Annotated in this window: 14 protein-coding genes; all 14 read right to left on the minus strand. The window is 43.5% G+C overall.

Going from position 1 to position 14208, the window contains the following annotated elements:
• Nucleotide 1: 1 nt before the first annotated feature.
• The 14 genes from BN1691_RS10410 to BN1691_RS10475 all read right to left on the minus strand — a co-directional run bounded on the left by BN1691_RS10410 (nucleotide 2) and on the right by BN1691_RS10475 (nucleotide 14058).
• Nucleotides 2-1567: a spore germination protein gene (locus BN1691_RS10410; protein WP_048602161.1), complete on the minus strand. Its 1566-nt coding sequence runs from the start codon at nucleotides 1565-1567 to the stop codon at nucleotides 2-4.
• Nucleotides 1568-1676: 109 nt separating this feature from the next.
• On the minus strand, nucleotides 1677-2120 hold the full coding sequence (locus tag BN1691_RS10415; protein WP_048602162.1) for a BrxA/BrxB family bacilliredoxin: 444 nt from the start codon (nucleotides 2118-2120) through the stop codon (nucleotides 1677-1679).
• Nucleotides 2121-2146: 26 nt separating this feature from the next.
• Nucleotides 2147-2749: an SCO family protein gene (locus BN1691_RS10420; RefSeq protein WP_048602163.1), complete on the minus strand. Its 603-nt coding sequence runs from the start codon at nucleotides 2747-2749 to the stop codon at nucleotides 2147-2149.
• 23 nt (nucleotides 2750-2772) lie between these two features.
• Nucleotides 2773-3741, minus strand: coding sequence for a heme o synthase (gene cyoE, locus BN1691_RS10425; RefSeq protein WP_048602164.1), 969 nt, complete (start codon nucleotides 3739-3741; stop codon nucleotides 2773-2775).
• Complete coding sequence (locus BN1691_RS10430; RefSeq protein ID WP_048602165.1) at nucleotides 3716-4627, minus strand: COX15/CtaA family protein; 912 nt, start codon at nucleotides 4625-4627, stop codon at nucleotides 3716-3718. Before BN1691_RS10430 ends, cyoE begins: the two co-directional genes overlap by 26 nt.
• Before the next feature lie 88 nt (nucleotides 4628-4715).
• Nucleotides 4716-5633, minus strand: coding sequence for a cytochrome c oxidase assembly factor CtaG (gene ctaG, locus BN1691_RS10435; RefSeq protein ID WP_053083748.1), 918 nt, complete (start codon nucleotides 5631-5633; stop codon nucleotides 4716-4718).
• A gap of 68 nt (nucleotides 5634-5701) precedes the next feature.
• Nucleotides 5702-6031 (minus strand): cytochrome C oxidase subunit IV family protein, encoded by a 330-nt coding sequence (locus tag BN1691_RS10440; protein ID WP_048602166.1) that lies wholly within the window; start codon nucleotides 6029-6031, stop codon nucleotides 5702-5704.
• Nucleotides 6032-6034: 3 nt separating this feature from the next.
• The gene (locus tag BN1691_RS10445) at nucleotides 6035-6658 is read right to left on the minus strand and encodes a cytochrome (ubi)quinol oxidase subunit III (RefSeq protein WP_048602167.1); all 624 of its coding nucleotides are present in this window, start codon (nucleotides 6656-6658) and stop codon (nucleotides 6035-6037) included.
• Nucleotides 6658-8499, minus strand: coding sequence for a cytochrome c oxidase subunit I (ctaD, locus tag BN1691_RS10450; protein WP_048602168.1), 1842 nt, complete (start codon nucleotides 8497-8499; stop codon nucleotides 6658-6660). The genes BN1691_RS10445 and ctaD overlap by 1 nt, the downstream gene beginning before the upstream one ends.
• A gap of 37 nt (nucleotides 8500-8536) precedes the next feature.
• Nucleotides 8537-9556, minus strand: a complete 1020-nt coding sequence (gene coxB / locus BN1691_RS10455; RefSeq protein ID WP_048602784.1) for a cytochrome c oxidase subunit II — start codon at nucleotides 9554-9556, stop codon at nucleotides 8537-8539.
• A 500-nt stretch (nucleotides 9557-10056) separates the two neighbouring features.
• Complete coding sequence (locus BN1691_RS10460) at nucleotides 10057-10719, minus strand: amino acid ABC transporter permease (RefSeq protein WP_048602169.1); 663 nt, start codon at nucleotides 10717-10719, stop codon at nucleotides 10057-10059.
• 52 nt (nucleotides 10720-10771) lie between these two features.
• The gene (locus BN1691_RS10465) at nucleotides 10772-11608 is read right to left on the minus strand and encodes a basic amino acid ABC transporter substrate-binding protein (RefSeq protein ID WP_053083749.1); all 837 of its coding nucleotides are present in this window, start codon (nucleotides 11606-11608) and stop codon (nucleotides 10772-10774) included.
• Nucleotides 11609-11870: 262 nt separating this feature from the next.
• The gene (locus BN1691_RS10470) at nucleotides 11871-12704 is read right to left on the minus strand and encodes an acetate and sugar kinases/Hsc70/actin family protein (RefSeq protein ID WP_082147123.1); all 834 of its coding nucleotides are present in this window, start codon (nucleotides 12702-12704) and stop codon (nucleotides 11871-11873) included.
• A 37-nt stretch (nucleotides 12705-12741) separates the two neighbouring features.
• Nucleotides 12742-14058 (minus strand): MFS transporter, encoded by a 1317-nt coding sequence (locus BN1691_RS10475; RefSeq protein WP_048602171.1) that lies wholly within the window; start codon nucleotides 14056-14058, stop codon nucleotides 12742-12744.
• Between the last annotated feature and the right edge of the window lie 150 nt (nucleotides 14059-14208).

Consider the following 14208-nt stretch of genomic DNA (forward strand, 5'->3'; position numbering starts at 1 on the left):
GTTACTCTTCCCTTCTACTTAAGTGTTCTGTGAATTGTTTGGGTCGGTACTTCATGGACCACCATGGTGCCCGAATAAAGAGATCCTTCCAGTCACGGAGAGAAAAAGGTGTAACTGGCGCGAGGTAAGGTACCCCAAAGGAACGGAGCTTGCAAAGATGGGCTGCTAAAAAGACAGTGCCGACAATAATCCCATAAAGACCAACAACAGCAGCTAGAATCATCATGGGAAAACGCAGAAGACGAAAGGGAATCGCTGCATTGAAACGTGGAATAATAAAGGAGGCGATCCCAGTAATGGAGACGATAATCACAATGGGTGCAGAGACAATTCCTGCATCCACCGCTGCAGTACCAATCACTAGAGCACCAAGAATACTCACTGCCGAGCCAATGGTACGTGGTAGTCGTAACCCCGCCTCTCGTAAGGCCTCAAAGGCAATTTCCATAATTAAGGCTTCAACAAATGCAGGAAATGGGATAGCCTCCCGGCTTGCTGCAATACTCCCTAACAAGCTGGTAGGAATCAAATCTTGATGGTAGGTAGAGATGGCAATATAAAGCGCTGGAAGATAAAGAGAAAAAAACAAAAAAAGATAACGAATCCAGCGAAGAAAGATGGAGATAAAAAAACGTTCATAGTAATCTTCACTGGATTGAATCAACTGCCAGAAGCTAATGGGGAGAATCAAGGCAAATGGCGTTCCATCAACCAAGATCGCAATCCGGCCTTCCAGCAGATTCGCAGCAACCGTATCAGGACGTTCTGTATTCTGAATCTGTGGGAAAAATGTCCAGCTAGAATCCTCAATGAGTTCCTCAATATATCCACTCTCGAGTATGCCATCGATCTTGATTTTATTTAGACGGACTTGAACCTCTTTCAGTACCTCTTCATCGACGATCCCCTCCATATAAACAAGGGTCAAAATGGTTTGCGTCTGCTCTCCGGCCTTCATCACCAGCATTTTTAATCGATGAGAACGAATCTTGCGACGAATCATCGATGTATTGGTTCGCAGATTCTCTGTAAAACCCTCACGTGGTCCACGGATTACTGACTCAGTCTCAGGTTCAGCAATAGAACGAAAATCCCAGCCTTTGGCATCAATGACCAAAGCTTTCTCAAAGCCATCAATAAAGAGGAGCGTGCTTCCTTCCATCACCTTAGTAACAGCATCCTTCATTCGCTCCACTTCAGCCAGCTGTACATTGGCGATAATTGATGTTTTTAGCTCCTCGAAGCTTAAACATTGCTCCTGCTGATTGGTCCATGTTAAGACCTGAAAGATTGAAGCAAACTGAATACTTTTCGCATCGATAAATCCATCTACATAGAGTAAAAAGGCGTCACGATGATTCACCTCGAGTGGTCGAAAAACCACATCTGAGCAATCTTTAAATACTCCCTTAAGAAACTCCTGATTCTCATGGACATCACAGGAGATAGGCTGATCCAACTCCTTTTCATCGTACTCGCCCTGATCCTTATGAGACTCTTGATCACGGTGATCTCCTAGCCGATTCAGCTTCTCCTGCCTGCGTCTTCTCCGATGGATTTTCATCATCTCTACCCTCTCATCTCATTGATTCATGTCTTGTTAGTGTGACGCAAGAAATGCCTAAATATACAAAAAGCGTCTACCTCAGCTGAGGTAGACGCTTTTCTATTGATATTCACTTCACTTCACAATGCTGTTGAAAGGCTGCTGTTAACTGCTGCTGAATCGAAGAAATATCCGCACCTTCGATTTGATGGCGTTCAAGCATAAAGACGAGTTGACCATCCTTTAGCAAGGCCATGGATGGTGATGATGGGGGATAATCAGTAAAGTATTCCCGTGCCCGTTCCGTTGCTTCCTTATCCTGACCAGCAAACACTGTGGTCATACGATCTGGACGAGGAGAGCCTTGAACCGCTTGAATCGCTGCCGGACGGGCTAAGCCACCTGCACAACCACATACGGAGTTCACCATAACCAAAGTCGTTCCACTTTGGGGCAATATCTGATCTACCTCTTCAGGTGTACGTAATTCCTGGAAGCCCGCGTGGACTAACTCATCTCGCATCGGTTGGATATATTGATTCATATACTCTTCATAGGTCTGAAATAGATTCATCCATTATACCTCCCATTCTTCTTTCATCATTTGGAAACCAATTGGAGCATATCCAGATAGATCACATCCAGATCCATCTCATCAGCCATTCCGTAGATTTTGACCACCTTTCGCTCCTGATCCAGTAGATACATCTTTGTAGAATGAAGATAATAGCCTTCCCCTTGATCTTGAGCATAAAAATTGAAGGCTTGCAATGCTTTCTCCGTCTCCGCTTCCGTACCACTCCAGAAGCTCCAGCCCTGAAAATCTACGTTAAAATTTTGCGCATACTGATGTAATTGCTTAGGTGTATCACGTTCTGGATCCATGGTAATGGTGATAAACTGCACTTCTTTTCCGAAGTATCCTGCCTCTTGCAGGCGCTTCTGGAGAAAAAACTGATTGGCTGTGGTGGCTGGGCAGATATCCGGGCAATGAATATAAATAAATGTGAGTAAGCGAATAGTTCCATCTGTCTCACTGAGGCGAACCTCGTCGCCAAAGGAGTTCGTCATGATTAATTCAGGAATGGGAGGAACAGACGGCCCCCACTGGATCATGGTAGCCAAAACCACAGCACTTAAAACCACGACTACGAGGGTGATCATCATCAATTGCTTCTTCTGCTGCGATGAGAGTGATGCCACTGCATTCACCTGCTTTCAAGCGCTTAGAACATACTATCCAGGATGATGGTCATAAAGATAACGGATAAATAGATAATGGAATATCGGAACATCTTCGTTGCCCAGCGAACATCCTCTTCATGACTCTGGTGACGTAAGCCCTTCAAAGCCATACCAATATAGATTGCACCTAAAGCCACTGCCACGCTTAAGTAGATCCACCCTGCTGATCCAAGGAAATAGAGAAGCAGGGAGACAGGCACCATCGTAATGGTATAGGCAAAAATCTGGCGCTTCGTCATGGCAAAGCCTGCAACTACTGGTAACATCGGAACCTGAACACGACGGTACTCCTCACAGCGCCGCATGGCTAAGGCGAGAAAATGGGCCGGCTGCCAGAGAAACATGAAGATAAAGAAGGTCCATGATGTGATATCTAGCTGATTGGCCACAGCCACATAGCCAACAAGGGGAGGCATGGCTCCAGAGATACCACCAATTACCGTATTCAAGGTGGTCGTACGTTTTGTCCAAGCTGTATAAATGAGGACATAGACGATTAAACCCACTAGAGCTAAAATCGCAGCTAGGATATTCACAGCAAGCCCGAGAATGGTCTCACCGATTATGGCTAGCGAAAGACCAAAGATCGTGCCAGCTCGTGGACTGATCCGTCCATTGGTAATGGCACGCGTCTTTGTCCGCTCCATGAAACGATCAATGTCACGATCATAAACATTATTCAAGGTGGTTCCACCTGCAATGACCGCAGCGATTCCGATAAAGGTCCAGAAAAGTAATAATGAATTGCTACCAAGTAATGTGGTCCCTCCCACCTTCACAGCCAACATATAACCTGCAAGAACACCTAGTAAATTACCATAAACCAAGCCTGGTTTGGTCAGGTTATAGTACTCCTTCCAACGGGGGATATCCAACTGCGTCATTGATAGATCCTCTTCGGCTTCAACCATACGATCCATTGGTTCATCCACTTGCACGATCCGCTCCAATTTGTAACCTCCTTTCTGTGTAGACGGCTGTTCCCACAATCCAGCCACTGATTAGTAGACTTAGCGAGGCAAAAAGCATATGCATGGACGAAACAAAGACTGCTAATTGCGTCGTACTACTAATAATTCCTAAGAGAGTATCGATACCCACAAGGGTAAACATGAGATATGATAAGCGTCTACTATATCCTAATTGCTTTTCATAAAAAATGAGATAGCCTGCTGACACGAGCAGTGCAACTGCAAACATACCGTGGATGAGGTAGAGCACTTCTGCCAATTGTGAAGATTCAAACAGGATACGATCATAGGGCACCCCAAAGTGAAGATGACTTGCCCGTGAATGTTTAAAAAAGGCCCCTAAGAAAATCTCTCCATATAAGGCGAGGAAGAAAGTAACAGCCGCACGTCGATAAGGCTTCCTAAGATGCCAAACCCGTTCTGGAATCCCATCAAGCTGAGGACGTTTTAATGCTACCGTGAGCCAAACTAGGCTGGAAAGCAGTGCCAAGGAGATGACCACATCTAGGGTACTAAAGCCTGCTGGTGTACCCAGCATCGTGTTCAATCCTCCTACCAATGCTTGTGTTAGGAGTAACACCAAGGAGGCAAGGGCTAATTGACCGATGGACTTTTCATGGGGTTCCCTTCTCCGCCAAGCAAGAATCGCATTCGCTAGGATGAGAAAACCTAGTACAGCCACACCCAAGCGATGTATATATTCAATCATCACTAGTGGATCTGTTAAATCTGGAATATATGAACCATTACATCGTGGCCAATCGGAACCACATGCTTCTCCTGCGCCTGTAGCAACGACAAGATTCCCTAAGGCCAACACGACGATGGTAAAGATGGTAGTAAATAAAGAAAAGCGGTGGCGCATAAGCAATTCTCCTTTAAACTCGATTCTAACGTTGAAATGATTCTACTGTTGAATTGATTCACGATATAAATCTATGCCAATTGACCACTTAGCCAATCTGATTTCCGAGGTTACTAGAAAGAACATGCTGTTCTGCTTCACGTTCCTTCGCCTTTTCATTCTTCATCCAGTGATAGAAGGTATAACCAAGAAAGATACCATACATTAATTCTTGCATAATTTTCATAATTGTTCCACCCAATTGTTGATCATGAATGGGGGGAAAAATTGCAAAGTAATCTGGTCCAGAAACTTGAGAAACAGCCAGCAATGTCGTGTCAGGAACACAATAACCAAGCGCTGTCATCCACATATCAGGATTCGCATAGACATCGTACAATGTATAATCAGCAAAGATGATCAATGCACACGCAGGTGTCATAAGAATACCATCGATGACAAGATAGACAATCTTACGCAGATGAGATAAGCGTTTATCATCCTTCATGGGTGTCACAATAGGCCACCACATTAAATACGCGGTAACAAATAAGAGAATGATATAAAACGTGTGTAGCGAATAATTGGTCATCACCGTATCGAGTACGATGGGCACATGATAGAGTGAAAAGAAACCATTAAAAAGTAAGATGGAGATCATTGGCTTAGCAAAAAAACGAAATAAGGTGCCAAATCCCTTGATGCTCAGCATTTTTTCAAACATCCAGGTTGGTGTACCGATGATGAGCAATGGTGGTACGACGAGGTATAAGAGTGCCATCTGACTCATATGAGCACTAAAGATCAAATGGGCCAACAGATCCAGGGGACTTCCCTGGGCAATATAGAAGACAAGCAAGCCTGATAAAAAGTACAGCACTTGACGAAGGGGGTATGGCTCTTGTTGCAGTTCTTTTGGGCGCAAGGGTCCAACAAAGGCTAGGTAGATACCTGCAATAATTAACGTAGAAATAATGACATAAGGACTCCATAAATCTGCCACGGTGAAAAGATCGAAATTCGGCATGCTACACCCTCCCTTTGTGAAAGAAGGTTACAGTCGCCCATGGTAAGCAGCGCCTGTAACCTCATTGTTTACCACCAGATTAAATAGACTAAGACGATAATTGTGACGAGCGCTACAAAGAAGCCGCTAAACATAAAAGCAGCGCCAAAGCTATGCTCATGATCCTTTTGCTCCAAGTGCATCCAGATATAAAGCTGGAATGATGCTTGGATAATCGCTAAGGCGATTAGAAACACCATCAGTGCAAACGTGGACATTAATCCCTGCTCCACAGCTACGAAAGCGATCACAGTTAAGAATATGGATAGAATGAATGTCCATAGATGCTTCATGGTCGCTTCTTTAATTTCACGCTTTTGCCGTTGCTCTGCAATGGATTGATTCATTTGCCCTTCCATGACCTATCCCACCTTTCCTAGCAAATAGACAAGGGTGAAGATAAAGACCCAAATGACGTCAACAAAGTGCCAGTATAAGCTAGCCACATAATATTTCGGTGCGGTATACTCATCAACTGGACGCTTACGGTTCCGAATCACGAGAGCGAGAATCCACGTGGCACCGAACAGTACGTGGGCACCATGGAGGCCTAGTAATGAATAGAAAGAAGATCCGAAAGCACTGGTTGTAAAGCCTAAACCTGCATTGACATAGTGATAGAACTCATAGATTTCTAGCGCTAAGAAGGAATAACCAAGGAATGCGGTTAAGGTAAACCAACGATTCATCGCTTGGGTATTACCCTTATGCATATTGAGAATTCCTAATACGCTGGTTAAGCTACTGGTTAATAGAATGGCTGTAGCAAGGAAGGTTAACGGTAGCTCAAAGAGCTCCTTCCCCGTAGGTCCATAATTGGTGTGATTACGAAGTGCGAGATATGCACCAAAGAAGGTGGCAAAGAGCACCACGTCACTTGCTAGATAGATCCACATCCCGAGAATCTTATTGCGACCTTCTAGGGTAGCCTTTTCTAATGCATGTGTTCTTTGCTCAGGTTGGATTGCTACTGCTTCTGTATTCATTATCGTCCTTGCCCCCCTTCATTCAACTCTTCCGGGCTCAGATGGTGACCGTGGTCATCCTTCAGAGAGCGGAAGGTCATGGTGAGGAAAGTGAGAACCAATCCAGCAATCGCTACAGCAAACTGATGGAAGATGAAGCCAAACCCAGAGATAAATAAGCCAATGGAGATAATCATAGGCAAAATTGAGTTGTTAGGCATATGGACCTCACCTAATGGCTCCGCTGGTGTTAGGCTCTTATTGCCTGCCCGTTTTTCTAACCACCAATTATCCTGTCCCTTCACCAATGGAGATTGGGCGAAGTTATAGAATGGTGGTGGTGAAGAGAGCGCCCACTCCATAGAACGTCCATCCTCCCAAGCATCTGCAGGTGCTTTTTTCTTTTTCGCTGTGCTATAGACGATATTAATAACCAGGAGTGTAACCCCAATGGCCATCAGGATGGTTCCAATGGTACTTACAAAGTTACCTGTGTCTAAGCCTTGATCTGGTAAATAGGTATGGTTCCGACGTGGCATTCCCCATAGACCGAGGAAGTGCTGAATTAAGAAAGTCATGTGGAAACCAATAAAGAAGATAACAAAGAAGATTTTGCCTAAAAGCTCGTTTAAATAGTATCCAAACATCTTCGGCCACCAGTAGAAGATCGCTGAGAAGATGGCGAAGACAACACCACCAATTAACACGTAGTGAAAGTGTGCTACCACGAAATAGCTATCATGGAACTGATAATCCGCACCTGGTACAGAGAGCATAACCCCTGTTACCCCACCCATTACGAATGTAGGGATAAAGGCAAGGGCGAAAAGATTGGCCGTGGTGAAGCGGATTTGTCCACCCCAGAGGGTGAAGAGCCAGTTGAACACCTTAATCCCTGTTGGCACCGCAATCGCCATGGTAGCGATAGCAAAAATGGCATTGGCCACTGGTCCCATCCCAACTGTAAACATATGGTGAACCCACACCATGAAGCCAAGAAAGCCGATCAGCATCGTTGCAAAGACCATGGAATGGTAACCAAAAAGACGCTTACGTGAGAAGGTTGGGATCACTTCCGAGAAGATACCAAAGGCTGGTAACACCAAGAGATATACCTCCGGGTGACCAAAAATCCAGAAAATATGTTGATAGAGGATGACGTTACCTCCACGATTCACATCGAAGAAAGCAGAATTGAAGATTGAATCGTACATCAGCATAAAGAGTCCAGCCGTTAATGCTGGGAACGCAAAGAGAATCAGTCCAGAAGAGACAAATGCTGTCCAAACAAACATTGGCATCCGCATGAGACTCATGCCTGGAGCACGCATATTTAAAATCGTAACGAGAAAGTTTATAGCTGACATCAAGGTTCCAAAGCCAGAGATCTGTAAGCCCAAGACATAGAAGTTGGTACCCCAATGTCCTGGCTCATAGGAGATGGCTATGGGAACATAGGAGGTCCAGCCTGCCTCAGGTGCAGTCCCAAAAAACCAGCTAATGTTTAGCAAAACTCCACCAAAGAGAAAGAGCCAGAAGCCTAGAGCATTCAAAAATGGAAAAGCAACGTCACGGGCACCGATTTGTAAAGGTATCATATAGTTCATAAAGCCAAAGAGGATTGGCGTCGCTGCAAGGAAAAGCATGGTGGTTCCATGCATGGAAAACAATTGGTTAAAGGTTGAAGAATCTACGAAATCAAAGAGCGGATACATGAGCTGAATCCGCATCAGCAACGCTTCTATACCTGCAAGGGCAAAGAAGAAGAAACCAGCTAAGAAGTACATGATTCCTATTTTTTTATGATCTACTGTGGTAAGCCAATCCCACAGTCCCGATCTCTTATTCGCAAGCGTCGTCACGTTGAAACCTCCTCATCCTGTATATTTGTTTCATCGCTTATTCTGCGAATTTCAAGGAACTTAAGTATTCAACCAACGCATCCACTTCTTGGTCCGTTAGTGGATTAATGATCATTTGATTGCCTGGCTTCATTCCTTGCGGATCCTTGATCCATTCAGCCAAGCGTTCCTTGTTAAAATCGAACAGACCGGCTACTGTTTGGCGTTCACCATAGTAAGCCAAGTTCGGAAATGGTCCTTTTTGTTCTGCATCAATGGCATGACAAGCTATACAATTTTGGGCAAAGAGTTGTTCACCCTCTTGAGCCAATGGTGTCACGGGCTGTGGTGCAGGCTGCTTCATCTTCGCAACCCATTGTTCATATTCATCCTGTGGTAAAGCAATTACCTTAAAGTCCATGAAGGTATGGGATGGTCCACAGAACTCAGCACATTTCCCTTTATAAACACCAGGCTCTTCAGCATGTAACCAAGTGATATTCTTGTTCTCCCCATTCTGACCAGTTGGATTGGTATCGATCTTTCCACCAAGTCCTGGTACCCAGAAGGAGTGAATCACATCAGCTGATGCCACCTCAATGGGAACCTTTTCTCCTACAGGAATCACCAAGTCTGATGAAGTGACTAAGCCATATTCTGTGTATTCAAATTCCCACCAGAATTGATGGGCTGTCACCTTGATTTTCGGTTCACCTACATCTTGGGCGAGGAAGAATACGTTCTTCACCGTTGGAATCGCAAGGATGATTAATAGAATGATTGGAATCGCAGTCCAAATAAACTCTAACTTTGCGCTTCCCTCTACTTGCTTTGGAATAGAATTATCGCCTGGCTTAGCACGGAAACGGATAAGTACATAAACAAAGATAATGACAACAACCGATACAACGAATAACATAATGCCAATGCTCAGCTTTATGAGTGAGTATTGGGAATCTGCTGCATCACCCTTTGGCTGCAGAGTACTCAAGTTCTCCTGTCCACAACCAGTTGCTAGTATGGTGAGAAGCAGAAGAAGTGGAACTAATCGTATGGCGAAACGCCAACCTCTCTTCATCTCATCAACCCCCACTTTCATCCTAGTTTCTTCTTGAAGTCGTTAAGAGGAAAAAAGCGTTTACATTTTACTCCCCTTTATGTAAGTACAACTACGATATCTTGGAAGACGGAGTAGTGTAGTGGTTTTTACGGATTCTTATCATTGTGAACCCGCTGATTAACAGTCGTCCTCCTGATTTTTATCACACACCTTCCATGATTTTCAGTGCATAAAGCACTTAGCTACCAACAATATACCATAACCATAGTATTTATGTAATTATTTTTGCTCTCACGATTCTTTGAACAATGTGTGAATTTATTTGAAAACCTCGTGAATCCTATGTGTCACAAAGGTTAATTAATTGTGACGTATTTGTGAATTTTAGCAAAAAAAAGAGAAGCAGAGCCTAAGCTACTGCTTCTCTTCATACAAGTCTCTTCTTCTATAAAATCTAGTAGGAATAGATGTGCTCGTAAGTGATTCAAGTGAGGAGGTGAATGAATCGATTCATGAACTTAACTTAACTTTTCAGTCACCAGTCTACGCTCCATGTATTGAACCACCTGAGATAATACTAAAGTCATAATCAAGTAGAGTGCTGCAACAGGTAAATATGCCTCCCAAGTTACCATATAGCTTCCAGATACCACTTTACCTGCCATCATTAATTCTGCTACAGAAATACTCATCAACAAGGATGAATCCTTCAATAAAGCGATAAACTCATTACCCAATGGTGGAAGAATTCTTCGGAATGCTTGTGGAAGAATGACAAATTTCATCGCCTGACTATGATTTAACCCTAAGGAACGTGCTGCTTCCATCTGACCACGGTCGATTGATTGTATGCCACCACGAAAAATCTCTGCAATATATGCTGCACTATTCAGAGAGAGCGCAACAACCCCTGAAATCATCGCACCTAGCGAATGTCCAAAAATACTAGGAATGAGTGCCGCATGGATGATCATGATCTGCACCAATAGTGGCGTCCCACGGATGAAATCCACATAGATATAAGCAGGAACACGTAACCAACGTGACTTTGACATCCGTGCTAGACCTAAGAACAATCCTAAAATTGAACCAATGAGAATGGCAATCGCTGTGATCTTAAGCGTCGTCAACGCACCTTGTAAAAAAATATTCCGATATTCAAAGATGATTTCCCAATTCATAGTCTGACCTTCTTCCTACCTTTAACTTACTAAACTCGGGTATTAATTCACTCTATTTCGCTGCTGTACCAAAATAGCTTTCATAAATTGTATCGTAAGTTCCATTCTCTTTAATGATTTGTAAGCCTTGATTTAATTTATCCAGTAATTCTTGGTCTCCTTTTTTCACTACTAAACCATACTCTTCTGTCTCCATCGTCTCATCTTCAATGAGCTCCAGCTTATAGTTGGGATTGTTCTTTAGGAAATGAAGCACCACTGCATTATCAGCTACCACTGCATCCACTTCACCGTTCACCAAGTCCATCAAAGCAAGAGGTACTGTATCATAGCGGTGAATCTGTTTGCTATCTTGTCCGAAAGCTTCACTTACTACGATGTCACCCGTAGAAGTAATCAGTACACCAATCTCTTTATCCTTTAAATCTTGTAGGGTTTTAACGGAAGTACCTTCTGGAACTACAATAAACTGTTCTGCAACAAAGTACGATTCTGTGAAATCAAAACTCTGTTTCCTTTGTTCCGTAATGGTAACTCCTGAAGCGAGAAGATCTGACTCACCATTATTAAGTCCTACGAAAATACTATCCCAAGCTGTATTTTTAAACTCAACCTGAATCCCTACTGCTTCTGCAATCGCCTTCGTTATGTCCATATCAAAGCCTTGTACTTCTCCTTTGTCATCGACCCATTCAAATGGTGCGAAAGCAGCATTGGTTCCAACAACATAAGCCTTATCAACATTTTCTACTTGCTTCCCATCTTGCGTCTCAGAGCCCTGTGCAGCATCATTTCCTTGAGGAGCTGGAGTACTACTATCTGTTCCACAGCCTGTCAACCCAATAACTACTACAATCATGAGTGCTAAAACAAAATTGATCTTCTTCATTAATGATTCCCTCCCATGTAATACCTTGCTTTTCGGAGCAGCATGTTCACAGAAAGCTCTGCATTTTCAATTTCTCTTTCACCTTCTATATGTTTCCGAAAAGTCGTTCGTATATATTTATTAATTATATGTAATATTTATGTATAGTCAAGCATAAAAATAAATTTTTATGCATTATTTTTAAAAAACATTCATTACATAGCAAAAAGACTCCGTTTAAACTGGAGTCTTTCGGTATCAGTCTTAACTAACTATGTATATACTATTCACAATGTAAAGCGTTTTCACCAATTATAATGCTTCCCATTGCCCCGGAATAAGGTGCATGAGGAAGAAATGATATGGGAAACTGTAGTAAAGTACCGATTATCCGTAGACGTTCTTGAACCAATGGCTCCGAGATGGGAGAACCAGCCATAATAATCTGTTTCACATTATAGGTTTTGGCCGCTTGAATCGCTAGTAGTGCGTTGGTCTCTAGTACTAGCTGAAAGATAGCAGAAGCAATATCCTCAGGAGCATGCTCCCCTAGCTTACCGAAATTCGCAGCTGTCATCTCTCGGAGTAATGGAGAATCTACATCAGGATAAAGATCCCCCACCATTAAATCAAGATGGCTACGATTCCCGGCACGAGCCATCTTCGCTAAGATATCAAACTCCTTCACACCTAGCATTAGCTCCCCTAAGCCAAGGAGTGTTCCTCCCCCTACTGCAGTTCCCGTAACGCGTTGAGATTGATCAGGCGTCACATAGAAGATCGAAGTCCCCGTACCTAAGCTGACTAAAACAAAGGACTGATCAAAGCGCTGGTCTTCCTTGACAAAATAGCGAGCCCCCGCACAAAAGCTGGTCATTTCAGGTGTAATAATCATCTTACTGATAAAATGCTCGTCCAAAATCTTCGAAACTAGCTTTGCACCACATCCTGTTGCATAAATTGCTTCAGGCTGAGCAAGATCAAGATGCTGATGGAGCAGGGGAAGTTCACTGGAAGAAAAGGATGAAAAAGTCGGAACCCCTTGCTCTAGGGCTACCACCTTCACCAGTGAACCTCCTGCATCGATGCCAATTTTCACATGCCACAGTCCTTCCAAGTAGTATCACTTCTTACAGAAGCTTAGCACTTTTCAACTACAACTGTAAAGAAGAGGAAGTGCTCGTAGTGCTCAGTGCTTCTTCGTTGGAGGCGTCCTGACGTCCCTTCTCCACATCAACAAAAGCTAAGAGAATCATGCCTAATAGGATAAAAATGAAAACAGGAATAATCCCATAACGTGTATCTCCCATCAATACACCTACATAACCAAAGAGAAATGGACCGAAAATGGCTGAGAACTTGGAAGAGATCCCGAAGAATCCAAAAAACTCGGTATAACGCCCCTTCGGGATCATACTTCCATAAATAGAACGACTTAACGCTTGTGCACCGCCTTGAACTAAGCCTACGAGGGCAGCCAGAATATAAAAATGGAGTGCACTGGTCATAAAGAAACCTAATGCCACAATCAACACATAGACCCAGAGTGCAATATAAAGTGCATGCTTCGCTGAGATACGCTGTGCTAACCAGCCAAATAAAAAGGAGCAAGGAATTCCTATCACCTGGGTGATTAATAAAGCAGCGATTAAGTCATTACCTCCGATGCCAATGGAGCTACCGTAGGCACTGGCCATGCGAATGATCGTAGCGATCCCATCGTTAAACAGCCAGAAAGCGAGAAGGAAGATGAATAATTGCTTAAATTTTCGGATTTCTTTAAATGTCTGAATCACACGAGAAAATGCAAATGTAAGGGCAGGAGTATCACGAGTACGATCAATATTTTCATTCGGTTCCTCCTGGACATGGCGAAATATTGGGATTGCAAAGAGGAACCACCAGATTCCAACGGAGGCAAAGCTAAGCTGTGTAGCCACCTGTTGGTTGGGCAGACCAAACCATTGATACTTCATGATCATTAGAAGATTGATCAGTAAGAGCAGTCCGCCACCAATATACCCCATGGCATAGCCTTTCGTAGAGACCGCGTCCATCTTCCCAGGCGGGGCTACACTCGGTAAAAAAGCATCATAGAACACATTCCCACCTGCAAAGCCAATGGAGCCCAATACCATCAAAATGGAGGCGAGTAAATAATCCCCTTCACCAACCAACGCTAATGCAAGACTGGAAATAATCCCTAACCCGGCAAAGGTAAATAAAAAACGCCGTTTACTATTGGATACATCAGCGATCACACCTAGGATTGGTGCTAGCACCGCAACGATCAGCATGGCGATGGTCTGTGTATAAGCCCAATAGGATGTGGCTACCACTTTATCCAATCCTTTTGCAGCCACATTGCTATAGTATACCGGTAACACAGCCGCCATAATCGTTGTTGCAAAAGCTGAATTAGCCCAATCATACATTGTCCAACCAAAAATAGCCTTTTTATTCTTTTCCATAGTCCCTCCTAATAAGGTTTGATTTCAGAAGCTTGACACTACTGACTCTACGTCTCTCACAACTCTGCTCTGCCATAAGTTGCGGCTAAGCTTCTTTATCCCAAATATACCAAATTATCGGGGTGTATGGATAAATTTTTTATCTATTCA

It is taken from the genome of Rubeoparvulum massiliense, assembly GCF_001049895.1.
GTDB classification, from domain to species: domain Bacteria; phylum Bacillota; class Bacilli; order Rubeoparvulales; family Rubeoparvulaceae; genus Rubeoparvulum; species Rubeoparvulum massiliense.